General features: G+C 70.2%; 21 protein-coding genes. 8 read left to right on the plus strand and 13 right to left on the minus strand.

From position 1 onward, the window contains the following. Positions 1–10: 10 nt before the first annotated feature. Genes OXN85_14440 through OXN85_14465 form a run of 6 tightly spaced genes read right to left on the minus strand, consistent with a single transcriptional unit; the run spans position 11 to position 6,692 of the window. Positions 11–526, minus strand: coding sequence for an SDR family oxidoreductase (locus tag OXN85_14440; protein MCY3601162.1), 516 nt, complete (start codon positions 524–526; stop codon positions 11–13). A gap of 1 nt (position 527) precedes the next feature. Further along, positions 528–1,277, minus strand: coding sequence for a glycosyltransferase (locus OXN85_14445; protein MCY3601163.1), 750 nt, complete (start codon positions 1,275–1,277; stop codon positions 528–530). Further along, complete coding sequence (locus OXN85_14450; GenBank protein ID MCY3601164.1) at positions 1,274–2,212, minus strand: lysophospholipid acyltransferase family protein; 939 nt, start codon at positions 2,210–2,212, stop codon at positions 1,274–1,276. The genes OXN85_14445 and OXN85_14450 overlap by 4 nt, the downstream gene beginning before the upstream one ends. Then, positions 2,209–4,041 carry an ABC transporter ATP-binding protein gene (locus tag OXN85_14455; GenBank protein ID MCY3601165.1) on the minus strand — a complete coding sequence of 611 codons (1,833 nt, stop codon included), beginning with the start codon at positions 4,039–4,041 and terminating at the stop codon, positions 2,209–2,211. Before OXN85_14455 ends, OXN85_14450 begins: the two co-directional genes overlap by 4 nt. Positions 4,042–4,045: 4 nt before the next feature. After that, entirely contained in the window at positions 4,046–5,620 is a 1,575-nt protein-coding gene (locus OXN85_14460; GenBank protein MCY3601166.1) for a bifunctional response regulator/alkaline phosphatase family protein, read from the minus strand. 10 nt (positions 5,621–5,630) lie between these two features. After that, the gene (locus OXN85_14465; protein ID MCY3601167.1) at positions 5,631–6,692 is read right to left on the minus strand and encodes a glycosyltransferase family 9 protein; all 1,062 of its coding nucleotides are present in this window, start codon (positions 6,690–6,692) and stop codon (positions 5,631–5,633) included. 106 nt (positions 6,693–6,798) lie between these two features. Between OXN85_14465 and OXN85_14470 the strand changes: the two genes are divergently transcribed. Both OXN85_14470 and OXN85_14475 read left to right on the plus strand, forming a co-directional pair. Next, complete coding sequence (locus tag OXN85_14470; GenBank protein ID MCY3601168.1) at positions 6,799–8,319, plus strand: LptF/LptG family permease; 1,521 nt, start codon at positions 6,799–6,801, stop codon at positions 8,317–8,319. A gap of 4 nt (positions 8,320–8,323) precedes the next feature. Next, complete coding sequence (locus OXN85_14475; protein MCY3601169.1) at positions 8,324–9,400, plus strand: LptF/LptG family permease; 1,077 nt, start codon at positions 8,324–8,326, stop codon at positions 9,398–9,400. Between the two features lie 51 nt (positions 9,401–9,451). Here the strand turns inward: OXN85_14475 and gmd are convergent, their stop codons facing one another. Then, a complete protein-coding gene (gmd, locus tag OXN85_14480) occupies positions 9,452–10,417 on the minus strand; it encodes a GDP-mannose 4,6-dehydratase (GenBank protein ID MCY3601170.1) in 966 nt (321 codons plus the stop codon). A 197-nt stretch (positions 10,418–10,614) separates the two neighbouring features. Between gmd and OXN85_14485 the strand changes: the two genes are divergently transcribed. Together OXN85_14485 and ilvA are read left to right on the plus strand one after the other, a co-directional pair. After that, positions 10,615–11,667, plus strand: a complete 1,053-nt coding sequence (locus OXN85_14485) for a hypothetical protein (protein MCY3601171.1) — start codon at positions 10,615–10,617, stop codon at positions 11,665–11,667. A gap of 63 nt (positions 11,668–11,730) precedes the next feature. Beyond that, positions 11,731–12,942, plus strand: coding sequence for a threonine ammonia-lyase (ilvA, locus tag OXN85_14490; protein ID MCY3601172.1), 1,212 nt, complete (start codon positions 11,731–11,733; stop codon positions 12,940–12,942). 25 nt (positions 12,943–12,967) lie between these two features. Here the strand turns inward: ilvA and OXN85_14495 are convergent, their stop codons facing one another. The 4 genes from OXN85_14495 to OXN85_14510 all read right to left on the minus strand — a co-directional run bounded on the left by OXN85_14495 (position 12,968) and on the right by OXN85_14510 (position 16,774). Continuing rightward, on the minus strand, positions 12,968–13,195 hold the full coding sequence (locus OXN85_14495; GenBank protein MCY3601173.1) for a hypothetical protein: 228 nt from the start codon (positions 13,193–13,195) through the stop codon (positions 12,968–12,970). Positions 13,196–13,273: 78 nt separating this feature from the next. Continuing rightward, positions 13,274–14,101 (minus strand): TVP38/TMEM64 family protein, encoded by an 828-nt coding sequence (locus OXN85_14500; GenBank protein MCY3601174.1) that lies wholly within the window; start codon positions 14,099–14,101, stop codon positions 13,274–13,276. A 35-nt stretch (positions 14,102–14,136) separates the two neighbouring features. Further along, positions 14,137–15,315, minus strand: a complete 1,179-nt coding sequence (locus tag OXN85_14505; protein MCY3601175.1) for a P1 family peptidase — start codon at positions 15,313–15,315, stop codon at positions 14,137–14,139. A 109-nt stretch (positions 15,316–15,424) separates the two neighbouring features. Beyond that, positions 15,425–16,774 carry a hypothetical protein gene (locus tag OXN85_14510; GenBank protein ID MCY3601176.1) on the minus strand — a complete coding sequence of 450 codons (1,350 nt, stop codon included), beginning with the start codon at positions 16,772–16,774 and terminating at the stop codon, positions 15,425–15,427. Between the two features lie 110 nt (positions 16,775–16,884). Between OXN85_14510 and OXN85_14515 the strand changes: the two genes are divergently transcribed. The 4 genes from OXN85_14515 to OXN85_14530 all read left to right on the plus strand — a co-directional run bounded on the left by OXN85_14515 (position 16,885) and on the right by OXN85_14530 (position 22,715). Then, entirely contained in the window at positions 16,885–18,714 is a 1,830-nt protein-coding gene (locus OXN85_14515; GenBank protein MCY3601177.1) for a GMC family oxidoreductase, read from the plus strand. Then, positions 18,714–19,445, plus strand: a complete 732-nt coding sequence (locus OXN85_14520) for a gluconate 2-dehydrogenase subunit 3 family protein (protein ID MCY3601178.1) — start codon at positions 18,714–18,716, stop codon at positions 19,443–19,445. Before OXN85_14515 ends, OXN85_14520 begins: the two co-directional genes overlap by 1 nt. A 76-nt stretch (positions 19,446–19,521) precedes the next feature. Further along, positions 19,522–20,871, plus strand: coding sequence for a Gfo/Idh/MocA family oxidoreductase (locus OXN85_14525; protein MCY3601179.1), 1,350 nt, complete (start codon positions 19,522–19,524; stop codon positions 20,869–20,871). 80 nt (positions 20,872–20,951) lie between these two features. After that, on the plus strand, positions 20,952–22,715 hold the full coding sequence (locus OXN85_14530) for a Na+:solute symporter (GenBank protein MCY3601180.1): 1,764 nt from the start codon (positions 20,952–20,954) through the stop codon (positions 22,713–22,715). A 55-nt stretch (positions 22,716–22,770) separates the two neighbouring features. On the opposite strand, the gene OXN85_14535 is transcribed toward OXN85_14530, so the two are convergent. Both OXN85_14535 and OXN85_14540 read right to left on the minus strand, forming a co-directional pair. After that, positions 22,771–23,637, minus strand: coding sequence for a hypothetical protein (locus tag OXN85_14535; GenBank protein ID MCY3601181.1), 867 nt, complete (start codon positions 23,635–23,637; stop codon positions 22,771–22,773). Then, positions 23,607–25,037, minus strand: a complete 1,431-nt coding sequence (locus OXN85_14540) for a Gfo/Idh/MocA family oxidoreductase (GenBank protein MCY3601182.1) — start codon at positions 25,035–25,037, stop codon at positions 23,607–23,609. Before OXN85_14540 ends, OXN85_14535 begins: the two co-directional genes overlap by 31 nt. Between the last annotated feature and the right edge of the window lie 14 nt (positions 25,038–25,051).

A 25,051-nucleotide genomic window follows, 5' to 3' on the forward strand; every position in this document is an offset into this window, starting at 1 on the left:
TATTCGTTGATTAAATGGATTGGGCTGTTACTCCGCCGTCGAGCACAAACACTGCGCCGGTCGTGAAGTCCGATGCGGCTGAGGCCAAGTAAAGCGCTGCGCCCGTGATATCCCTTGGCTGACCGATGCGCCCCGCCGGCGTCCGCGCCAAAACGTGATCCAGCAATTCCGGATTTCCCCAAAGCGCCTGCGCGAATTTCGTCCGCACCAAACCGGGGATGCTTCCCTTCATCTCCATCGCGATCCGGTACGCGGGCGTGTTGCGGATCGTATCCTGCGCTTCCACGCGCAGGTGCATCTGCCCGAACCGCACGGGTCCGAACGTCACCGCGTATTCGGCCTCCTGGCCGATCGCGAAGGGCCACGCCGGGGGAAACGGACCGCCGCCCGCCGTTTCCGATCCGGCCTGGCCCGCGAGCGGGGCGCTACCGGCTAGGAAGGCGGCTAGCAGTCCGAGGCAAGACCCGGCGTGAGCACCGAGAACCGACGCGAGGACCGTGGCGAGCCCTGGCAGGCGCTCCGGCATGTCAGGCGACTTCCATAGCCTGCCGGCCGATTTCGCGCAGGGCGCGGTCCCGGCCGGCCGCGAACAGCTGCCGGAGTTGCTCGCCGACCCGGAAGCGCGCGTCGCGGTATCGGCGGAGGGGATGCGGATCATGCGGAATCTCCTCGAATCTTCGTACGAACGGCCACACCTGCAGGAGCAGCGCGGCGTTGGCGGCCCAGCCCTCGTACTGCACCAGCGGCCCATCGCCGGCGGCGACGGCGCGTTCCAGAGCGAACAACCTATATAACCGAAGAGAAGCATAAGGGTCCGTCACGGCTGGAGCCGCCAGCAGACGACCGGCGCAGAGCCGGCCGCCGGCCCGGGTCAGACGCCGGTTCAGGGGTTCGGGTTCGCCGCGCGCGACCGTGACGAGATCGGCGCCGCCCTCGAAGCAGCGAAGCATCTTCGGCAAGCGCTCGGGCGAATCGGAGAAATCGCCCTGCATGGAGACGAACGCATCGCGGCGGGGGTAGCCCGAGCGGCGAAGCGTCGCCCGGATCAGCCGGTCGAGGCTCACGGCGTAGCCCCGCCGTTCCTCGTTGCGGAGCACGGTCAGCGGGAGCACCCGCGGATACCGGTCCAGCGCTTCGCCCGTCCCGTCGTCCGAGGCATCGTCGCAAACGAGCACGTGAAACTGCCGCCGCTCGCCGTAGAGCAATTCGCGGATGCGCCACAGCAGCGGACCGATGGTCTCGCGCTCGTTGTGAACCGGAATCCCGATGTGAATCACGCGCCCTCTCCGCGTTGCGCCACCCGCTTCCAGCGCCGGTGGAACCAGAAGTACTGCTCCGGCCGCCGTTCGATCTCCCTCTCCAGCACCCGAACCCAACCCTTCGTGAGCTCGACCGGATCGCCGGCGGAGCCGGATCGACCGCCGTCGATCTCTTCATGGACGATCCGATACCCCGATGGGTCTCGAACGAGAGCCGCGAAGAAGAGAGGGACATCGGCCGCGAGACACAAACGCGCGGGGGCGAGCGATGTCCAGGCGGGGCGGCCCAGGAAGTCGATCGGGGCGCTGCCGCGCCGGGCGTGCTGATCGGCCACCAGGGCCAGGATCCGGCCCGAGCGCAGCGCGTCGAGCGCCGGCCGCGCCGCCTCGTCGCGGTCGAGCACGTCCAGTCCGAGCCGCGCGCGCAGCTCCTGCAGCCGACGGCCGAAGGCGCCCCGCTGGCGCTGCACGACCGCCGTCACGCGCACTCCGAGCGCCCGCACGGCGGCGCCGCCGAGCTCCCAGTTGCCGAGGTGTCCGGCGACGACCACGGCGCCGTCCCGCTCCGCGACCGCGGCGTGCAGGCGCGGACCCAGCCCGGCCTCATCGACGACGCGAGACAGCCTCCGCTCGACCCGGGGCGGGCCGCCCATGAGGAGCGCGGCTTCCCGGCCGAAGTGCCGGTAGCACGCGCGAGCCGTGCCGCGCACCCAGTGCGGCGTCGCGGCCGGGAAGCTCGCGGCGATCTGGGCGTCGACCACGCGGCGCCGCATGCGGAGAGGGTCGCGACACAGCGCCCCGAGCGCCCGCCCGGCCGCGAGCGCCACAGGTTCCGGCGCGGCGCGCAGTCCGAGATGCAGGCCGGTCACGCCGCCGTCCACGAGCGCCTCCGCGAGCCGCCGGCCGGCGCCCCGTCCGCGGCCCCCGCCACGCCGGCCCGCCCGGCCCTTCACGGTTGCGAGACGCCTTCGAGCTGGGGGCCGAAGAGCCGGCGGTACGGCCCGCCGCGAGAGGCGAGCGCGTCGTGGCGGCCGGCGTCCACGAGTCGCCCGCGGTCGAGGACGAAGATCCGGTCGGCTTCGCGCACCGTGGAGAGCCGGTGGGCGACGACGATCACGGTGCGGCCATGCAAGCCTTCGGCCGCCGCCCTCAGCGCCGTCTCGGTCTCCGCATCCACGGCCGACGTGGCTTCGTCCAGGATCAGGATCGGGGGATCGCGGAAGATGGCCCGCGCGATCCCGATGCGCTGGCGCTGCCCCGTCGACAGACGCACCCCGCGATCGCCGAGCACGGTGTCGTAACCGTCCGGCAGTCCCGCGATGAAGCCGTGCGCCCCGGCCGTCCGCGCCGCCGCTTCGACCGCCGCCGGGTCCGGCGCGTCCTCCCCGTAGGCGATGTTCGCCGTCACCGTGTCGTGGAAGAGCACGGCCTCCTGCCCCACGAGGCCGATGAGCCGGCGGAGGGAGTCCACCGAAAACTCCCGGATGTCCGTCCCATCGATCGTGACCCGCCCCACCTGCGGATCCGCAAACCTGGGCAGCAGGTCGACCAGCGTGGACTTCCCGCTCCCCGACGCCCCGACGATGGCGACGACGGATCCGCGCGGGACGACGAGATCGACGCCCTGCAGCGCCGCCCGGCCCCGCTCGTAGGCGAAGCTGACCCCCTCGTAGCGGATCTCCCGTTCGGGCCCCGCCGCGATCCGCGACCCTCCGGCCGGCTCCGGGTCCTGGTCGAGGATCTCGAAGAAACGGTCGGCCGCGGCGAGTCCCTGAGCGGCGATGGCCGGATACTGCGCTAATCCCTTCACCGGCGAGATGGCGCGCAGCGCGATGGTCACGAAGGCGACGAACTGTTCGGGCGCGATCGACCCGCCGCTCCCCACGAACGACGCTCCGATCCAGACGAGTCCGAGCGCCACGACGGACGCGAGCGTTTCGGAAAGGGGCGAGGCGAGGTGCCGGGTCGTGGCCGCCGAGATCCGCCTGCGGCTGAACGCGTCCGAACGGCGCCGAAAGCGCCTCTCCTCGAAGTCCTCGGCAACCCTCGACTTCACAAGCCGCACCGCGCCCAGCGATTCCTGCAGCGCCGCGACGAGTTCGCCGTGGTCATCCCAGGTGCGGCGGAACTTCTCGCGCAGCCGGCCGAGCAGCGGCCGCAGGCCGAGCCACACGAGCGGCACCAGGATGACGGCGATGAGCGCCAGCCTCCACGAGAGGGCGAACAACGCCACGGCGTAGGCCGCGAGGGTCGCCACCTGGCGCACGGCCTGCGCGAGCGCGTCCGTCACGACGGGCTTCGCCTCGCCCGCGTCCGCGATCACGCGTGCGATCAACTGTCCCGCCTTTCCACGCTCGAAGAAGGCGAGGGGCAGACGCTGCAGGTGCGCGTGCACGGCGTTGCGCACGTCGCGGACGAGGAACTCCTGGGTGCGGATCGAGAGCGCCCTCCCTCCGACGACGCAGAGGTTCTTGAGGAGGAGCGCGGCCAGCACCAGCACGCACACGGCCCGGAGTCCGTCCAGCCCCGCCTCCGGGCCGAGCCATCCCCCGGCGATCCCGTCGATGAAGCGCTCCGCCGCGTTCCGTCCGCCGCCGGGCAGGGGAGGCCCCATGCCGAAGAGCGAGCGGAGGAACGGGATGAGCAGGAGGAGGCTGAACGCCTCGAGTCCGGCCGCGAGCACACCGAGCGCCAGGCTCGCAAGAAAGGTCCATCGATAGGGGCGCAGGAACCGGAGCAGCCGCCGATACGACGAGGCGCCCCCGTCCCGGCCCGGGTTCATCGAGTCACCGCGGCGTGAGCAGCGCGGCGGGAAGCACCATCTCGTCGGGGCTCACCCCGCCGTGCAGGAAACTGTCCCGGTACCGGTTCTGGTATTCCCGCAGCCGCGTCGGGTAGACGAAGAAGTAGTCCTCCCGACAGAGGGCGAAGGTCTTGCTCATCCCGCCGGGAGGCATTCGCCATTCGTCCGCGTCCGAAGTCGACATGACCGCGGCCGGGTTCTCCACCTTCATGTCGTCGCCGATCTTGTAGCGCAGGCTCGTCGATGCGTCGCGCCCGGCGTAGATCGTGGCGGGCCGCCGGCAGTGAATCGAACCGTGGTCCGTCGTGAGGAGGACCCGGACGCCCCGCTGCGCGGCCAGCCGGAGCGCCTTCAGCGCCGGCGAACGCTCGAACCAGGTCACCGTGAGCGAGCGCAGCGCGCTGCTGTCCTGCGCCATCTCCCAGATCAGGCGCGACCGCGCCCTCCCGTGCGTGAGCATGTCCACGAAGCCGAACACGAGCGCCGTGGCGGAAGGAGACGACAGGTAACCGCCGAGCCGCGCCAGCATGGGCTCGCTCTCCTGGGCCGAGAAGATCTTCTCGTAGTGCACGGGGATCCGCGACGCGGTCAGTTCGTGGATATGCCGCTCGAAGAGTTCGTCCTCGAAGGAGTTGTAGCCGGTCTCGCTGCCCCTCTCCCACCACTCCGGACGACGCTCGGCGAGTTCGTCCGCGAAGATGCCTCCGAAGATCGCGTTGCGCGCGAACGGGGTCGCCGTAGGCAGGAGACCCGCGTAGAGCGCCTCCTCGATCTCGAAGTATTCGCTGACGATGGGGAGGACAGCCCGCCACTGGTCCAGCCGCATGCAGTCCATCACGACGAGCAGCGCCGCCGGATCCTCGTCCAGGATCGGCCGGAAGAAGCGGGACAGCACGTCCACCGAGAGGGTCGGCCCCCGCTCGCCCCCCTCGTGCACCCACTCCCCGTACCGGTCCGCCACGAGATCGCAGAAACCTCGGCTCAGGTCGGTGTGCAGCCCCTTGAGGATCTCGCGCAGGCCCGACTCGCCGGCCTCCTCCAGCTTCAGGTCCCAGTCGACCAGTTCCGAGTACAGGTCGGCCCAGTCCCGCCACGAAGCCGCCGTGGAGACCCGCTCGCGCAACTCGCCGAAGCGGCGCGAGAAGTCGCGCGTGATGTGCTCGTGGCGCAGGGCCGGGCCGGCGAGGAGCCGCGTCACGACCGACAGCACCTGCCGGGGGCTCGTCGGCTTGACGATGTAGTCGTCCGCCCGCCGTCCGATCGCCTCGTGCATGGTCGATTCCTCTTCGCTCTTCGTGACCATCACCACGGGGAGGCGGGGGGCGGAACTCCGGATGCGGTCGAGGACCTCGATCCCGCGCAGCCCGGGCATGCGCTCGTCCAGAAGTACGAGATCGTAGGAAGCCGCCGTCAGGAGTTCCATCGCGTCCTGGCCGTTCATCACGGCATCGACGTGATAGCCCGAGGACCGCAGCAGCATGAGATGCGGACGCAGCAGGTCGACTTCGTCGTCCACCCACAGGATCCGGCCTGCCACGGTCTTTGTCCCTTCCGTCATGCGCCGCCTCTCAGGTGGTCAGATACGAGCGGATGGCCCGCTCCAGCTTAAGCACGACTTCCTCGGCGCGGATTCTCGACATGCGTCCCGCCCGGGTGGCCCGGGACGGCATCCGCTCGCCATCGGAGCCGGCCGGGCCATGAAAATGGTCCACCGTGAGATCCGTGAACCGGCCGTAGGGACCGCTGCGCCTGGGGTCCGTGTACCCGTACAGTCCGATGGTCGGCGTCCCCAGCGCCACCGCCATGTGCAGAGGACCCGTGTCCGGCGCCAGCGCGAGATCGCTCGCGGAGAGCCGGCCCGCCAACTCCCTCAGCGTCCCGCCCAGCGCGACGCGCGGCGGAACCCCGCACAACCGTTCGAGGCGGCGGGCATCCCGCAGTTCCTCTTCGGAGTCTCCTCCCAGGAGGACGGGCTGAAGGCCCAGATCTCCGGCCGCCATGTCGATTACCCGCGCCGTCCCCTCGAGGGTCCAGTTTCTTCGGGCGTTGGAACTCCGCGGCACGACCGCAAGCACCGGAAGCGAGAATTCCTCCCGCCACCGCGCCGAGACCCGCCGCTCCTCCTCCGTGAAATGAAACCGCCATTCCAGGCGCCGCGGGACGCCGAGGTGGTCGAGGAATTCGAACAGTTCGTCCTGAATGTGGGCCACGGGAGCCGGCGGGATGCGGCGGTTCGTGGCCAGCCAGCTCAGGTCGCGGGCGCGCGGGCGATCGTGGCCGAGGCGCTCCGGAGCGCGCAGGAGACGCGTGACCGTCCCTCCCTTGAAGTTCGGCTGCAGACAGATGACGAGATCGAACGTTTCTCCTGCCACGTCACGCCGAAAGCGGGAATAGGCGCGGGCGCCGAGCCGTCGGTGAAAGCGCACGATCCGGTCGACATCCGGCCGGCCGGCCATCAGCGTGGCGGGGCCCGGCTGCAGCACCCAGGTGATGTGGGCGCCCGGCCAGGCCCGCCGGAGCGACGCGACGATGGGCATCCCCTGCACGGTGCTTCCCACCGCACTCATGAGCACGATGGCGACCCTGCGCGGCGGAGCGCCCGCGCCGCGCAGGGATCTATCGGGCCGCATCCCGGTACAGGGGGTGGCGGACCGCGACGAACCCGCGGGGCGAAACCGGCCCCAAAAAGACCCGCCCGGGCTGACAACGGCCCGAAAACACAGTAATCTCGGGGCGATGCGAACTCTCACCCGCTATATCCTGAGCCGTCACGCCGGGCCGTTCATCTTCGCCGCCATCGGCACCACGGTGCTGCTCCTCCTCGACCAGGTGAGCAAGCGCTTCGAGCGGCTCATCGGCAAGGACCTCGAGTGGTCGGTGATCGCCGAGGTCTTCGTCTACTCCATCCCCTTCATCCTCGCCCAGACCCTGCCGATGGCCGTGCTCATCGCGGTCCTGTACGTCTTCAGCCGGATGGAGGGCGACTTCGAGATCACCGCCGTCAAGGCGAGCGGCATCCCCCTGTCGCGCGTGATGGCCCCGCTCCTCGTTTGTGCCGTCATTCTGGCCGGCGGAATGACCTGGTTCAACAACACGGTCCTGCCGCAGTCGAATCATCACCTGCAGGTGCTGCTCACGGGGATCGGCCGCAAGAAGCCAACCTTCAACCTTCGGGAACATACGATCAACGAGGTGCTCCCGTCCTATGTCTACGTGCACCCCGGCATGATCGACCGGGAGGAGAGCGTGGTGCACGATGTCGCGATCTACGATGAGCGAAATGGCCAGGAGAGCCGCTCCATCTACGCGACGCGTGGAAAGATGGGCTTCTCGGAGGAGGGGGAGGACCTCTATTTCGACCTCGAGGACGGCGTCGTCCAGGTACGCATGAACGAGCGCCCGCACGCCTTCCGGCGCATCGCCTTCGAGCGGATGCTGCTCAAGATCCCGGATGTGGCGAACGGGCTCGAGCGCGATACCGCGGCCATACGCGGCGATCGCGAGATGAACATCGCCGACATGCGCGTGGAGGCGGATCGCGGCGCGCAGATGGCGGACGCGGCGCGTTGGGAGAGCCTCGTGTACGCGCAGGCGATCACCCGCATGCTGCTGGACTTCGCGCAGCCTCTCGCGGACGGCACCTATGCCGGGGAGGGCGACATCCCCGACTGGGACGATAACATGGCCGACTGGGCGGATTACGTCGCCGACCGGAAGGATGACATCCCCGAACTGGAAGCCGACCTTCCCGACTGGGCCGATCTCCCCGACCGGGGTGACGACCCCTCCGCGACACCGGGCGCGCCCGCCCAGGGCGAGATGGGGCCGGAACCCGTGGGGCAGCGCGCCGCGCCGGATTCCACCAGGCAGGTCGCCGAGAGCGCGGCCCGCCGCTTCTACTCCGCCTCCGATGCGGCGAACCAATTCCAGTCCTACGCCGAGCGCGAGGTCACGGGCCTTCGCCGAATCAACCAGTACTGGGTCGAGATTCACAAGAAGGGGACGATCCCGGCCGCGTGCATCGTCTTCGTCCTCCTCGGCGCCCCGATCGCCGTCCGGTTCCCGCGCGGCGGCGTCGCGCTCGTCGTCGGCGTCAGCCTGGGCATCTTCGGGGCGTACTACGTCTCGCTCATCGGGGGCGAGCGGCTCGCCGACCGCCTCTGGATCTCGCCGCTCTGGGCCATGTGGGCCCCGAACGTCATCTTCGGCGCCGCCGGGATCGTGGCCCTCGCGCGCTCCACCAAGGTGATGCGCTGACGCCGTGAAACTGCTCGACCGGTACGTCCTTTACCAGTTCCTGAGGATCTTCGCGGCCTGCGCGCTCGGCGTGCCGTTCCTCTTCATGGTCATCGACATCGCCGACAACCTCGACAGGTTCCTCGACCAGGGGTCGACCTGGTCCCAGATCGTCCTCCACTACGTGTACGAGTTTCCGTACCAGTCGCTGCTCGGGTTTCCGATCGCCGCCCTGCTGGGGTCCGTGTTCACGGTGGCCTCCATGTCCCGGCACTTCGAGGTCGCGGCCGTCAAGGCGGGCGGCGTTTCCTTCTACCGGCTCGTGCTCCCGATCCTCTGCGGCGCCACGCTGCTCAGCTTCGTCGCGCTCGGCCTCACGGAACTCGTCGCCGTGACGACGCGGAAGTCGGCCGAAATCCTCGAGCAGGAGGAGGCCCGCAGCCAGACGATCCGGAACTCCTTCGTCTACCGGGGAGACGACGGCCTCGTGTACAAGGCGCGACTGCTCGACACGCGCGAGGGCCGGATGGACGACGTGCAGATCGAGCGGAGGGGATCGGGACCCGACTTCCCCACCGTACACATCACGGCCAACGTCGCCAGGTACGACCCGGCGTTCTCGCGCTGGGTGCTCCAGCAGGGGTGGATGCGGGAGTTCCGCGGCCCGGAGGAAGAAACCGCCTTCGAGTTCGCCGAACTGTTCGTGCGACAACTGGACGAGACGCCCGAGGAGCTGCAGGCCAGACCCAAGGAACCGGACGAGATGCGCTACGCGGAACTGGGGCGCCTCATCGAGTCCGTAGAACGGTCGGGCGGCACGACGAACGGGCTAAGGACCTCTCGCGCGCTGCGCATCGCCTTCCCCTTCATCTGCCTTGTGATCGCCGTGTTCGGCATACCGCTGGCGCACAGCAACAAGCGGGGCGGCGCGCCGACTTCGATCGGGATCGCGCTCGGGACGACGATCCTCTTCCTGACTCTGATCCGCATCGCCGAAGCGATGGGCGCCGGAGGGGCGCTGTCACCGGCGGCGGCGGCCTGGCTGCCCAACATCGTCTTCTTCGGCGCCGGCCTGCTTCTCTTCGCGAAACTGCGCACGTAGCCAGCCGGGCGGAGCCGGCCGGGCGGAGCCAGCCGGGTGAGCGGGCCGCGGTTAGCCGGTCTGGGCGTCGATCCGTTCGATGTCGCTTCGCACCATGAGGCGGATCATCTCCTCGAACGACATGCGGGACTCCCAGCCCAGTTGCCGCTTCGCCTTCGACGGGTCGGCACAGAGCCGCTCGACTTCGGCCGGCCTCAGAAGCTCCGGGTCCTGTTCCACGTGCTCGCGCCAGTCGCGTCCGATCTCGTCGAAGGCGATCTCGATCAACCGTTGCACGGAATGGGTCACGCCGGTCCCGATCACGTAGTCTTCGGGCGTCTCCGCCTGAAGCATGAGCCACATCGCCTCGACGTAGTCGCCCGCGAATCCCCAGTCGCGCTCCGCCCCGAGGTTCCCGATCGACAAGCGGTCGGCGAGACCCCGGTGGATGCGGGCCGCCTCCCAACTCACCTTGCGCGTGACGAATTCGCGGCCCCGCCGGGGGCTCTCGTGGTTAAAGAGGATCCCGCTCGCCGCGAACAGGTCGTAGCTCTCCCGGTAGTTCACCGTAATGAAGTGGCCGTACACCTTCGCGACGCCGTACGGGCTGCGCGGATAGAAGGGCGTGTCCTCGTCCTGCGGGGTTTCCCGCACCTTTCCGAACATCTCCGACGAGGAGGCCTGGTAGAAGCGGATCGCGGGTTCGACCGCGCGGATCGCCTCGAGCATGCGCGTCACGCCCAGCGCCGTGAACTCGCCCGTCAGCAGCGGCTGATCCCAGGAGGTGGGGACGAAGGACTGCGCCGCGAGGTTGTACACCTCACGGGGCTGCACGCGTTCGAGAACGCGAATGAGCGACAGCTGGTCGAGGAGGTCCGCCTGGTGGAGGGTGATCCGGTCCCGCAGATGCGAGATGCGGTCGTATTTCTCCACCGAGGAACGGCGCACGACGCCGTGCACCTCGTACCCCTTGTCGAGCAGGAACTCGGCCAGGTAGGAGCCATCCTGTCCCGTGATGCCGGTGATGAGCGCGATCATGGCGGCCGAATATGCGCGGCCGGCGCGCCGCGGCCAAACGTGCGCGGCCCGTGCGAGGCCGGCGTCGCCCCGCCGCTTGACCGAAGACAACCCGAATCCGACATTCCCCGTCCCGCAGCCGGCCGGGCCGCGGGTAACCGAAGGCCGAAGACAGAGGAGGTCTCGCGATCCCGCGCGCGACGCCGGTTCCGGAGTGGGTGCCCGATCTTCCCGCGAGCCCGGGCGTCTACGTCTTCGTGGATGCGCACGGGCATCCCCTCTATGTGGGGAAGAGCGTGAACCTGCGGCGGCGCGTGCGGGGCTACTTCTACTCGGGGGGACCGTCGAACGAGCGTCTGGCCGAGATGCTGCGGATCGCCCGGGGCGTCGAGGCACATCCGACCGGGAGCGACCTCGAAGCGCGACTCGTGGAGGCGGAGCGCATTCTCGGCCAGCGGCCGCCCTACAACCGCGCGCTCAAGCGGCGCGATGCCGGCTGGTATCTGGAACTGCGCCAGAACGAACCCTTCCCTCGCCTGCGCGTCGTGCGCCGGCCGCGCCGGGCCGAGGCCCGCTACGTCGGCCCCTTCTGGAGTCGCCGGTTGCCCGAGCGCATCCGTCGCCTCGTGGAGAAGATCGTCCGGCTGCGGAGTTGCGCCGAATCCGTGCGTCCGGACCCGGCGCGGAGCCCGTGCATGCAGTTCGACATGGACCTCTGCACCGCGCCCTGCGCGCGCCGGGTGGGACTCAACGCCTATCGGCGGCAGGCGGAGACGGCCGGGCGCCTGCTCGCCGAGCCGGGCTACGCGTGGGAACTCATGGACCGGTTCGCCGAGGCGCGCGACGCCGCCTCCGAAAGACTGGAGTTCGAGCGGGCCGCGGCGGCGCAACTGCGTCTCGAGTGGATCGAGGAACTCGAGGAGCTTCGGTTCCTGCTGGAGCCGGAAGCGGAACCGCACTCCTGGCTCATCGTGCTCCCCGGGCTCGACGAGGCGCACCGGATGCTCCAGCCCGTGGCGCGCGGGCAGGTGCTGCGGCGGCGCCGCGTGGCGTGGGTCGAGGGTGCCTGGGAGGAGGCCGTGGAAGACGCCTGCTACGCCGTGCGAGTGGCGGAGTTGCGGGCGCCCCCCGTGCTCTCGCCGCGGGAATCCGTGCCCAGCGCGATGGTCGGCCGCTGGCTCGAGGAGGGCGGTGACGGCGGACACGCGATCGACCTGACCCGCCTCGACGCCACCGGCGCCATCGACCGCCTGCGGCGCCTCGCGTCCTGACGCCGGCCGCGGAACCCCGTCACCGTCAACCGGGTCTTGATTGCCATGCTCAGCTCGACTGCCATGCTCGAGAACTCAGACGTCGTCGCGGCCCGCGAACGGATCCGGTCCGGCGTGGCGCGGACCACCTGCCCGCAGTCCTTCGCCCTGGAGGCGCGCGCCGCTGGCCGCTTCCATCTCAAGACCGAGTTCCGGCAGCGCACCGGGTCGTTCAAGGACCGTGGGTCGCTCCACAAACTGCTGCGCCTCGGCCCGGCCGCGCGCGAGGGAGGCGTCATCGCGGCCAGCGCCGGGAATCACGCCCAGGCCCTCGCGTATCACGCCGCCCGGCTGGAGATCGCGTGCACGATCGTGATGCCCACGCACGCGCCTCTCATCAAGGTCGCCCACACCCGCGGCTACGGCGCCCGCGTGATTCAGACCGGGGAGACCCTCTCCGACGGGATGGCGCTCGTCGACCGCCTGGCCCGCGAGGAGGGGTTCACGCCCGTCCACGCGTTCGATGACCTCGATGTGATGGCGGGCCAGGGGACGATCGGGCTGGAGATCCTCGAACAGGTGCCCGACCTCACGACGGTCATCGTCCCCGTCGGAGGGGGCGGGATGATCTCCGGCGTCGCGACCGTGGTGAAGGCGCAGCGCCCGAAGGTGCGCGTGATCGGCGTGGAGGCCGCGGCCTCGCCCGGGGCCCGTGAGTCGCTGGCCGCCGGGAAGCCCGTACACCTGGAGAACTCGGACACGCTGGCGGACGGCATCGCCGTGAAGCGGATCGGCGACCTCGCCTTCCCTCACCTGGCGGCGCTCGTGGACGACGTCGTCCTCATCGACGAGGAACAGATCACCCGCGCGATCTTCTTCCTCCTCGAATCGGAGAAGTTCGTCGTGGAGGGCGGCGGAGCGGTGTCCGTGGCCGCCGTCCTCGAGGGAAAGGTCGACCTCGGCCCGTCCGACGTCACCGTCTGCATCCTCTCCGGCGGCAACATCGACATGAACCTCGTGTCGCGGGTCATCGACCGCGCGCTCTGGTCCGATGGCCGGCTCGCGCGTCTCGCCGTCGTCGTCCGCGACCGTCCGGGCTACCTCAACGAAGTGACGGCGCTCGTTGCGATCGAGGGCGCCAACGTCCTCCACATCGAACACACGCGCGCCTTCGGGGACATCTCCGTCGGGAAGGTGGGGATCGAACTCACAATCGAGACGCGCGGCCGCGACCACATCGCGACGATCGTGGCCAAGCTCCGCGAACTCGGCCACCGGGTCGAAGAACTGTCCTGACCCGCCCGCTGCCGCCAGCCCGAAATCAGGCCGTCTTTGCGTTCTTCCTCCGGCGCGCAAACCCCTCGAACAGCCCCTCGACTCTGGCCATACGCTCACGCAGATCGCCGATCTCACGCCCCATCCGTTCACGGAAACTGCCTACTTCGGCCGTGAGCGCCGTCAAGTCGCGCCGGATCGCGTACTGCCCCGGCAGGATCGCGGCAGCCAGTGCGATCGCCGCCGCTATGATCGTCCACATTTCAGCCGTCATGTGCTCGCCGACTCCTCATCCGTCGATGCCGTGTGAAGCTAACACCCCATCGAGTTACCCGCCCCGATCAACGGAGCCTTAACCGGGAGTGTCTTCGACCTCGGCCAGCGCCTTCTGGAGTTCGCGCCGGGCCACGCGCGTGACGAGGACGACGACGGCGGCCGTCGCGGCGAGGCCCGCCACGAGCAGGGCGGTCTGCCCCCAGCTCGCCGCCCCGCCGGACGCCTCGGCCACCTCCGCCCCGGCTGCGCCGATGTACACGTACAGGAGCGTCCCCGGGAACATCCCCACGAGCGAAGCCGCGACGTACTGGGTGAAGGTCGCGCCGGTGAGGCCGTAGAAGTAGTTCTGCGCGCTGAACGGAAACACCGGTGAGAGGCGGGTGAGGAAGACGATGCGCCAGCCCTGGGTTTCGACCGCGCGGTCGATCGCCCGCAGCGCCGGGCGGTTGGCGAGGAGCTTCTCGACGCGGTCGCGGAGCACGTAGCGGGCGATGAGGAAGGCGAGCGCGGCCCCGATGTTCGCGCCCACGAACACGGTGAGGGTACCGAGCGCGAGGCCGAAGGTGACGCCTCCGGCGATCGTCAGCGCCGAACCCGGCACGAAGAGGACCACCGCGAGCGCGTAGAAGAGTCCGAAGAAGAAGGGTCCCAGCCACCCCAGCCCCGCCGTGGTCTCGCGCAGCCAGGTGACGAGTCGCGCCAGGAAGCCCAGATCCTCCGTCGCGGCGGACTCCGAAGCCGCGGGCTCCGACGCCTGGGCGGCCTGTGCGGGGACCGGCGCAGCGACCACGAGGACGGGAGGGCCGCCGATCTCGGGACCCGCGTGGGCCGACGGCGCAGCGACCGCGCCCTCGACCGGCCCCGGTACGAACGCGCCCAGGAGGAGCGCGGCCAGGGCGGCCACTGAACCCCGTCTTCCGTTTCGCCTCGGCCCGGCCACTACGGCCTCTCCAGGCGGTTATGCGCGGCGAGAATGCGCCGGACTTCGTCGTGAGGGAGCCCGGGCACCATGTTCCCGTCCCGCCCCACCATGGTCCGGCCCGCAACCATCGCGTTCGTGATCGCCTCCTCCGTGGCCTGGGCCGTCGCGAGCAACAGCGGCGAAATGGCGTCGTTCGACATCATCTCGACGGTCGAGTTCTCGCCCCGGTTCCACGCCCCGCCGTTGGCCGTCGAGAAGGCGATGAAGATGTCGCCGGAACTGTTCGCCCCGTACCCCCCCATGCGCCCGATCCCGATCGGCGCCCGGCGCGCGAGCCGCTTCAACTGGTGCGGCAGCAGCGGAGCGTCCGTCGCGATGACGACGATGATCGAACCGAGACCGTCGAACGCGCCCGCGTCCGCCGCACCCCCCGCGCCGCCGGGCGGCGTCCAGCCGAGGAGTTCCTGTCCGACCGGCACGCCCGCGATCAGCAACTCCGGCCGGCGCCCGTAGTTGCACTGCACGAGCACGCCGACGGTGTAGTCCCCCACGAGCCGGGACGAGGTCCCGATCCCGCCCTTGAACGAATTGCAGACCATGCCGGTCCCGCCACCGACCGACCCTTCCGTGACGGAGCCCGCGGCGGCGCTCTCGATCGCCGCGAACACGTGCTCCTTGCCGACGTGGAAGCCGTTGATGTCGTTGAGCCGCCCGTCCCAGGTCTCCGCCACCAGCGGCAGGCTCCACCAGATGCCCGGCGCGATGGGATGGTTCGCCTCCGCATCCCGCGACCACTCGATGACCGCCTGGTGGACATCTCCCACGCTGTGGGTGTTGGTGATCATCACCGGACCTTCGAGGAAGCCCGATTCCTCGACCCAGGTCGTCCCCGTCATCTCGCCGTTCCCGTTCAGCGAGTACCAGCCGGCGAAGACGGGTTCGTAGCTCTCCGTGCGCGGGAGCACGGCGGTCACGCCCGTGCGCACGGGACCCTCCCCGACGACGAGCGCTCCTTCGCCTTCGATGATCGTCGCGTGCCCGACCCGAACGCCGGCCACATCGGTGATCGCGTTCCAGGCTCCGGGCTCCCCCGGGAAGGGGATCCCGAGGTCCCGCGCCCGCGGCGGGGTCTGGGCGCTGAGGGCGCCGGCGACCAGCGCTCCCGCGGCGAGCGCTGCGGCGACGGCGGCCGGCATCGGCGCGACTGGGCGCCGGCGGGCCGATCCCGTTCGTGGCAAGAAGAACATCGACACCTCCACGCGAGGGACTATGTGATTCGGTCTTCGACCATTACCTGAACGTGCCCTACCTGAACGTGCCCTGGATCCCCAGCGTCCACAGGATGTCCGGCCGCAGACCGGCCGCCTGGATCGGGAGCAAGGCGTTCGTGGCGAGAATCATGTCTCGGCCGAGCATGTATTTGAGCCCCACGGCGAGGTCGATGAAATGGTGACCGACGTCCGGGAGGGATGACGACTCGACCGTGAGCGCCGGGTTGCCGACGAAGGTGACGGGACCCGGCAGCGGATGCTCCGGATCCGCCAGTTCCCAGCGAGTGATGAGGTCGGCGGCCACCGTGAGGACGTCGGACGCCTGGGCATCGAATCCCACTGTCGCGAGCACCGCGTCCCGGTCGAAGTTCCGGTCGCGCAGGTTGCCCTCGCGCAGGAGATAGCCGGCGTTCACATGGGGCGAGAACCGTCCCCGATTGAGGGAGAGAATCGCCACGGCGCGGCCACGCCCCTCGCCCAGGCCGAGCAGATCTTCCTCCTGGCCCGTGGGGAAGGTGACGTCCGCCAGGAGCGCCATGCTCACGGGCGGGGGCGCACGGCCCACGGTCGTCCCGCTCGTGAGGTTGACCTTCACGCGGGCGGAGATATCGCCGATTCCCGTCGCCGACCCTCTCACGGAGTTGCGCGCTTCGAGGACCGGCGCGGCGGGCGTGCCGCCGAAACGGTGCGCGAGCGCGTTGCCGAGCGGCAGAATCTGAGCGTGTGCCGTCCCCCTCAGATTGGCCCGCACGACCGGCACCGCGAACCCCACGTCGAGGAAGGACGCCAGGCCGGCGCTCAGGACCGCCGTGGCCACCGTGTAATCGAGGTCGAGGTTCGTCCGCACCCTGAGCACATCGCGCTCGAAGAAGGGCAGGCCGAGCCCGGGGTCCGGACCCAGGGCCACGTTCGAATCCTCGTGGAAGAAGTTCAAAACGAGGTTGTCCGTGGGCACGCCGCTGAAGTTCGTGACCTGGAAGGCGGTCGCTTCGAGGCCGAGGAAGAACCGCCCCATCCCGAGGGTCTCCGCCCGTTCCGCGAAGATCGGCCCGAACGACGCGCTCCGCTCTTCGTCCGACCAGATGCGGCCGCCCGACATCGCCGTCGGGGGAAGGCTCCCGACCACGGCGGCGATGCCCCCCTGGAAGGAGAGGATGAGCGCGTCGTTTCGCGGGACCCGCTCGCGCAGGAAGTGCCGGCCGTGCTCCGTATTGAAGATCCCGGTCTCCTCGAAGTCCGGGTCGAGGCACAGAGGCACGCCGCACTGCCCGAACACGAACAGTTCCGACACGAGGTCCGTGAGCGACTGTGCCGCGGCCGGTCGGCCCGCCGCCGCCGTCAGCGCCACCGTGACCATGAGCCCCGCGACGGCTCGTCCGTGCATCTCGCCTCCCATCGAGTTTCCGCTCCGGTGGCGCTGAAGGTTTGTGCGCCGGTCGGACGCGGCAAGACGACCCGTTGACCACCGGCGCCCTCCGCGCTCATCGTCGGGCCATGCCTTCATCACGCCCGCGTCCGACAACAGCCGCCTCGGCGCCCGCGTTAAGGCGGCGCAGCCAGGACGCCCACGACGTCATCATCGTCGGCTCCGGCGCGGGGGGCGGCATGGCCGCCTACGTGCTCGCCTGCCACGGCCTCCGGGTCCTGCTCCTCGAGGCGGGGCGGGACTACGATCCGGTGTCGGAGACCCCGATGTTCCAGCTCCCCGCCGACGCGCCGCTCCGCGCCGCGGGGACCGCCGACAAGCCGTTCGGCTTCTACGACGCGACGGTGGACGGCGGCTGGCGCGTCCCCGGCGAACCCTACACGAACGCCGAAGGGGTCAACTTCATGTGGTGGCGGGCCCGCATGCTCGGGGGGCGGACGAACCACTGGGGCCGCATCTCCCTCCGCATGGGGCCGTACGACTTCAAGCCCTACAGCCGGGACGGGCTCGGGTTCGACTGGCCGATGACGTACGACGACCTCGCGCCATGGTACGACCGGACCGAGGCCTTCGTCGGCATCTACGGCTCGAGCGAGGGGCTCGAGAACACGCCCGACTCCTCCGATGGAATCCTCCAGCCGCCGCCCGCGCCGCGCGCCTACGAACTGCTCGCGAAGAAGGCGTGCGGGGGTCTCGGGATCCCCGTCGTGCCCGCGCACATCGCGATCCTCACCGAAGCGCAGGACGCGGAAGGCCTGTCGCGGATGCTGTGGCCGGGGAACGCCCTGGCCCAACGCGTGACGCGCGACGCCATGCGCGGCCGCGCGCCCTGCTACTGGGCGACGCCATGCGGACGGGGCTGCTCGATCAAGGCCAACTTCCAGTCGACGACCGTCTGCCTGCCGCCGGCGCAGGCGACCGGCAACCTCACGACGATCACCGACGCCATGGTGCGCGAGGTGACGCTCGATGCGCAGGGACGGGCGAACGGGGTCCACTACGTGGACAAGCAGGCGCGCGCCGACCGCCATGCCGCGGCTCCCGTCGTCATCCTCGCGGCCAGCGCCCTCGAGTCCGCCCGCATCCTCCTCAACTCCCGCAGTTCGCTCTTCCCCGATGGCCTCGCCAACGGGAGCGGACTCGTCGGCAAGTACATCATGGACACCGTGGGCGCCGGCGTCTCCGGCCAGATTCCCGCGCTCGAGTACCTGCCGCGGCACGCCGAGGAAGGGGCCTCGGCGATGCACATGTACATGCCGTGGTGGCTGTACGGGGAGCAGGCGGCCGGGCGCCTCGATTTCGCCCGCGGCTACCACATCGAGTTCGGCGGCGGGCAGCGGATGCCGGGTTACGGCGCGTTCAGCGGCATCGAGCCGCTCACCGAGGGCGCCTACGGACAGCGCTTCAAGGAGGAATGCCGCCGCTACTACGGTTCGTTCACCTACTTCGACGGCCGCGGCGAGATGATCCCCAACGACGACTGCTACTGCGAGATCGACCCGGAGGTCGTCGATCAATGGGGCATCCCCGTGCTCCGGTTCCACTGGAAGTGGTCCGACCACGAACTCAACCAGGCCCGTCACATGCAGCAGACGTTCGCCGGGATCATCGAGGAGATGGGCGGGCGCGTGCTCTCGACGGTGCAGACGGATGGCGCCCGCGCGATCCTGGCGCCGGGCCAGATCATCCACGAGGTGGGCGGCGTGCGGATGGGAGACCGGCCGGAGAACTCCGTGCTCAACCAGTACTGTCAGTCGTGGGAGGTCCCGAATCTGTTCGTGATGGACGGTGGGCCGTTCGTCTCCAACGCGGACAAGAACCCCACGCTCTCCATCATGGCGATCGCCTGGCGGTCTTCCGAGTACCTCGTGGATCAACTTCGGCAGGGAGCGCTCTGATGGCGGACCACCCACGCGAACGGGCGCGGGACCGCGAACGGGAACCGGAGGCGACCGAGGGACTGACCCGGCGCCGGGCGCTCCAGGTGCTCGCGGCCGGGGCGGCGGGCGCGGCCACCATCTCCGCGGGGGCGTGCGCCGACGGCGGTGAATCCGCGGTTCCCGGCGCCGAGGATGCGACCGCCTTCTCCGGCGCCACGAGCGGCGGCAACCGCCGGGCCGCCGGCACGCCGACGGACCCGGACCTCGTCTCGCCGGTCGTGTGGTGGGACCTGGTCCTGACCGAGGACGAACTCGCCACCCTCGCTTCCCTGTGCGACGTCATCATCCCCGAGGACGACCACTCCCCCGGCGCGGCGGCGCTCGGGGCGCACGCCTTCATCGACGAGTGGGTGAGCGCGCCCTACGACGGAAACCGGGACGATCTGACGCTCGTCCGCGGCGGGCTCGTGTGGCTGGACATCGAATCGGCGGAACGTTTCGGGGGCCGCTTCACCGAACTCACGCTCGAGCAGAAGCACGCGATCTGCGACGACATCTGCTGGGCGGAGAACGCGGCGCCGGAATACCGGGTCGCGGCCCGCTTCTTCGACCGCGTGCGGGATCTCACGTCGACCGCGTTCTGGACGACGGCGGAGGGGATGGCCGACCTCGGTTTCGTGGGGAACCGGCCCATGCCCCGCTTTGACGGCCCGCCGCCGGAGGTTCTCGAACGCCTGGGTCTGGCTTAGTGTACACCGGTGGCCGTCGGCGCGAGACCATGCAGGCGGACTTTCTTTCGCAGACCTGTCCCGGAGTGAGGCGCAGATGACGCTGAAGAACGATTTCTCCCGGCGCGACTTCGTTCGGGCCTCGGGCGCGGCCGGCCTCGGCCTGAGCATCGTACCCGCGCATGTGCTCGGCGGGCCCCGGCACCGCGCGCCCAGCGACACGCTGAACGTGGCGCACATCGGGGTCGGCGGCATGGGAGGCGGCGACGTGCGCGGCATGGCGGGCGTCGGCGAGAACATCTACGCCCTGTGCGATGTGGACGAGCGCCAGGCGGCCGGCTCGTGGAGCGCCTTCCCGCGGGCCAAACGCTACCGCGACTTCCGCACGATGCTCTCGGAAGAGGCCGACAACATCGACGCGGTCCTGATCTCCACGCCGGATCACACGCACACTGCGGCCGGCATGATGGCCCTTTCACTGGGCAAGCCCACGCGCATTCAGAAGCCGCTCGCGACCACGATCTGGGAGGTGCGCCAACTCGTCGCCGCCGCGGAACGCGCGGGGGTCGCCACGCAGATGGGGAACCAGGGTCACGCGCAGGACGGGACGCGGGAAATCCGCGAATGGTACGAGGCCGGCGCGATCGGCGAGATCCGGCGCGTGGAGTACTGGACGAACCGACCCATCTGGCCGCAGGCGATCCTGCGACCGACCGAGGCGCACCACGCCCCGCCCTGGCTGGAGTGGGACCTGTGGCTCGGGCCCGCGGCCGACCGCCCCTACCACCCGGCCTACGCTCCCTTCAACTGGCGCGGCTGGTGGGACTTCGGGACCGGCGCGCTGGGCGACATCGGGTGCCACGCGATGGACGCCGCCTTCTGGACCTTCGACCTCGGCACGCCGGAGCGGATCTCGGCGGAATCGACGACGCGGTTCCCGGAGACGGCGCCCGCGGCGTCGCGCATCGAGTACGACTTCCCCGCGCGGGGGGACCGGCCGGCCGTGAAGGTGGTGTGGCGCGACGGCAACCTCTCGCCGCCCCGGCCCGAGGAAGTGCCGGACGACGCGCGCTGGCCCTTCGAGTCGAGCGGGCAACTGTGGATCGGGACCGACGGCAAGATGTTCGCGGGGATCTACGGCGAGAACCCCCGGCTGCTCGACACGGAGCGGGACGCCGAGATTCGGGCCGACCCGCCGCCGGAGAAGTACCCGCGTACGGACGGCGTGTACGCGGAGTTCGCCGCCGCCTGCAAGGACGGGCCGCCCGCGGGCTCCAACTTCGTCGAACACGCGGGACCGCTGACGGAGATGGTGCTCCTCGGCAACCTCTCGGTGCGAAGCGGCCGGGAAGTCCGCCTCGATCCGGCGACGGGCGAGATCCTCGACGGCGTCTCGATCCCCGAACGCTACGTGAAGGCCGACTACCGCTCGGGCTGGGAATGGTAGCGGCCCGCTGCCGGATCGCGGCGACCGCCGATGTGCGCCCGCCGAGGCACGCCCGCTGAGCCACGCCGGCCGGTGATCCCGTGCAACTGAACGGCCTCGACTGGATCGTCCTGGCCGCGTACGGGACCGTGGCCCTCGGCGTCGGGCTCTGGTTCGCCCGGCGCGCCGGCTCCGGCACGAACGAGTTCTTCCTCGCGGGCCGGAAGCTGCCCTGGTGGCTGCTGGGGACGTCGATGGTCGCCACGACCTTCTCCACCGACACCCCGAACCTCGTCACGGACCTCGTCCGCAACGGCGGCGTGAGCCGGAACTGGGGTTGGTGGGCGTTCCTCATCACGGCGATGTGCACGACGTTCTTCTACGCGAAGCTGTGGCGGCGCTCGGGCGTCTTCACGGATATCGGCTTCTATGAACTCCGCTATTCCGGGCGGGCGGCGACCTTCCTGCGCGGCTTCCGGGCTCTCTATCTGGGCGTCTTCTTCAACGTCGTCATCATGGCGACCGTCACGCTCGCCGCAATCAAGATCTCGGGGGTCCTGCTCGGGGCGGACAAGTACACGACGGTGCTCGTCGCGGGCACGGTGGCGGCGCTCTACTCCGCGACGTCCGGGCTCTGGGGCGTGGTCGTCACCGATCTCCTCCTGTTCGCGGTCGCCATGATCGGCGCCGTCGCGGCGGCCTCGTACGCGCTCGCGCAGCCGGAGGTCGGCGGCCTGGCCGGGCTCGTCACGCACCCGGAGATCTCGCAGAACCTGTCGCTGCTGCCCGACTTCTCGGACTGGCGGACGGCGGCGATGGTGTTCGTCATCCCGATCGCGGTGCAGTGGTGGGCGAGCTGGTATCCCGGAGCGGAGCCGGGCGGAGGCGGGTACGCGGCGCAGCGGATGCTCGCGGCGCGCAACGAGCGCGACTCCATGCGCGCCACGCTGTGGTTCAACATCGCGCACTACTCGCTGCGGCCGTGGCCGTGGATTCTCGTCGCCCTCGCCTCGATCGCCGTCTATCCCACGCTCGACTCCATCGGGGCGGCCTTCCCCGACCTCGATCCGAGCCTTCTGGGGCACGACCTCGCCTACCCGGCGATGCTCGTCTTCCTGCCGCACGGACTCCTGGGACTCGTCGTCGCTTCGCTCGCGGCCGCGTATATGTCGACCATCTCCACGCACCTGAACTGGGGGTCGTCCTACGTCGTCGACGACTTCTATCGCCGGTTCGTGGCCCCGGAGCGGGACGAGGCCCACTACGTGCGGGTGGCGCGGCTCTCCACCGGGGTGCTGATCGTCCTCTCCGCCGCCCTCGCACTCTTTCTCGACAGCGCGAAACAGGCGTTCGAACTCATCCTGCTGCTGCACGCCGGGAGCGGCCTGATCTTCCTCCTGCGCTGGTTCTGGTGGCGGGTGAACGCGTGGTCGGAGATCTCCGGCATGGCGGCTTCCGCGAGCGTGGCGCTCTGGTTCCCGCTCTTCCACGAGCGCGTGGGGCTGCCGGCGCTCGATCCGGCGGTCAGCCTGTTGCTGGGCGTCGTGCTGACGACGGCGGTGTGGCTCCTCGTGACGTTCCTCACCCGACCCACGGACACGGCGACGCTGCAGGGCTTCTACGACCGCATCCGCCCCTTCGCCCGCGGCTGGCGGAGGGCCGTGAACACGCAGCCGGACGCGCCGGGGAGCCTGGCCGCGGGTCTCGCCGCGTGGGGCCTGGGCTGCGTGACCGTGTACGCCGCGCTCTTCGGCACGGGGATGGCGCTGTACGGGAGGCCGGCCGCCGCCGTCGGCTTCGGACTCGTGGCCGTCGCCGCCGCCGTCGGGCTGTTCCGGGCGCTCCCCCGGGTGGGCTTCGACTGACCGGATCCGGCTGCCCCGGCGCATGGCGCGTGGGGGTCGCGGACCGTCAGGGGCTTCAGGGGTCGATTTCGAGGTGGTCCACGAGGAGCACGTGGCCCGGAGGACCCCAGCCGTCGAGCGAGATGCGATCGACCCCGAGCGGAGCCTCGATGCGGACGCGTTCGGCCCGGAAGAGCGAGCGACCGCCGGGGCTGTAGGTCGCCGTCCCAGACCCTGAATCGTCCTCGGAGGCGTAACGCAGGTCCGGGGCATGGGCCCGGGCCGAGGCGGAGAGGCGTTCGCCGCCGCTCCAGGCGATCACCTCGAAGGCTTCGATGAGATCGGGGCCGAAGAGCGTGAACGTCACGCTCCGGGGGCGTCCGGGGAAATCGAGGTGGATGACGCCGACCTCCAGACCCCGGTCTCCCGCCAGCGGGAAGCTCAGCGCGTGCATCGACGCGTTCGGGGGCAGGTAGCCGCGGGCGTCCAGGACGTGAGGCCGGGTAGCGTCGGCCGTGTAGGATTCGAAGGACACTACGAGGCCCTGTTCCCGCCACTCCGCCTCCACCGGGGTGTTGGAGACGACGGGCCGGCCATCGGCGTAGGTCTCGAACTCGACCCGCTCGTACCGGCCGCTCGCCAGGGGACCGCCCCCGGAGGGCGGAGTGTCGGCCGGTTCGCCTTCTCCCGGCGCGGCCGCGGCGGAGGGCGGCTCCGAAGGCGGCGGGGCCTCGCGGAGGGCGGGCGCCTCGGCCGTGGATGGTGGCGGTGGTTCCACATCCCAGCGGAAACGGAAACCGGCGGAGCGCAGCCCGGTCCAGGCCGCCGCGCCGGCGAGTCCGAGCGCGGTGAGGACGGCCAGACCGCGGAGCACCCGCAGCGCGAAGGGCGGACGGCGCGTCCGCGCCTTCGTCAGGCCCCGACGACGCCGAGCTGCGGCCACGTCTCCCACCGGCCGCGGGTGAAGTCGGGGAAGTCGACCGGCCGGCTGCGGTCCGCCACCGACTCCTCGCTCACCGCGCACACGGCCGACAGCGCCGCCGCGTCGTACACGTTCATGTCGGTGGGCAGTCCCTCGCGCAGACATTTGATGAGCCGGTAGTCCTCGAGGTAATCCATGCTGCCGTGTCCGCGGCCCGCCCCGGCCCCGGCCATCTCGCGCCACAGCGGGTGCTCGAACTCCTCCAGGTAGTCCTCCGCCTCATCCCACCGGTGTCCCTCGCTGCGGCCCTCGACGTACACCCGTTCGGGATAGCCCTGGAAGAGGCCCTGCGTCCCCTGGACGAGGTGGATCCGCGAGTACGGGCGGGGGAGGTTCGTGTCGTGCGAGACGTAGATCGTGCGGCCGAGGGCGGTCTTGATGAGGGTGACGTTCACATCGCCGAGGGCGAAGGTCTCCCGGCGCTCCGACGCGCCCTCGGGGAAGTGTTCGCGCGCGAAGTCCTGCAGCCCGCGCGACGGCCCGCTCATCGAGACCGCGTAGTCGAAGCGGTCCCCCCGGTTGATGTCCATGCAGTTGGCGATCGGTCCGAGCCCGTGCGTGGGATAGAGGTTGCCGTCTCTCGTCTTCGAGTGCTCCCGCCGCCACAACCCCTCGCCGGTGTCGGCGAACTTTATGGCGCGCAGGTCGTGCAGGTAACCGCCCTCGCCGTGCAGGATCTCGCCGAACAGCCCGAGCCGCGCCATGTGGAAGACGAGCATCTCCCAGCGGCCGTAGTTAACGTTCTCCATCATCACGCAGTGCCTACGCGTCCCCTCGGCGGTCTCCACGAGACGCCAGCAGTCCTCCATCGTGTAGGCCGCCGGAACCTCCGTCGCCGCGTGCTTCCCGTGCTCCATGGCGGCCACGCAGACGGGCACGTGCCAGCGCCACGGCGTGGCCGTGTAGACGAGGTCGATGTCCTCCGATTCGCACATGCGGAGGAAGTCCGTCTCCCCGCGCGTGTAGAGCGTCGGCTCCGGGCCCCCGGCTTCGAGCACCCAGTCGCGGGCCCGCTCGGCGTGCTCGGGCCGGATGTCGCAGAGCGCCGTGAGTTCCACGCCCTCCATGTCGAGGAGATTGCGGACGTGGACCGATCCCATGCCGCCGATCCCCACGAAACCGATCCGCACCGTCTCCATCGGGGCAGCGGAGAAGAGGGCCTCCGGCGCCGGGGCGCCGCTTCGGGACCGCGCCAAGCCGCTCGCGGACCGTGCCGATGCACCGTCGGCCTCGGGCCCGCGGCAGGCACCCAGGACCGCGGCTCCCGCCCCCATCGCGCCCAGCTTGAGCAGCGTCCGCCGGTCGACGCCCGCCGGTGTCATCTCGCCGGTTTCGTTCGATTCGCGCTTCGTCGGTTCCATCTCCACCATCCATC

Origin of the sequence: Candidatus Palauibacter australiensis (assembly GCA_026705295.1) — a bacterium.
Classification (GTDB): Bacteria; Gemmatimonadota; Gemmatimonadetes; order Palauibacterales; family Palauibacteraceae; genus Palauibacter; species Palauibacter australiensis.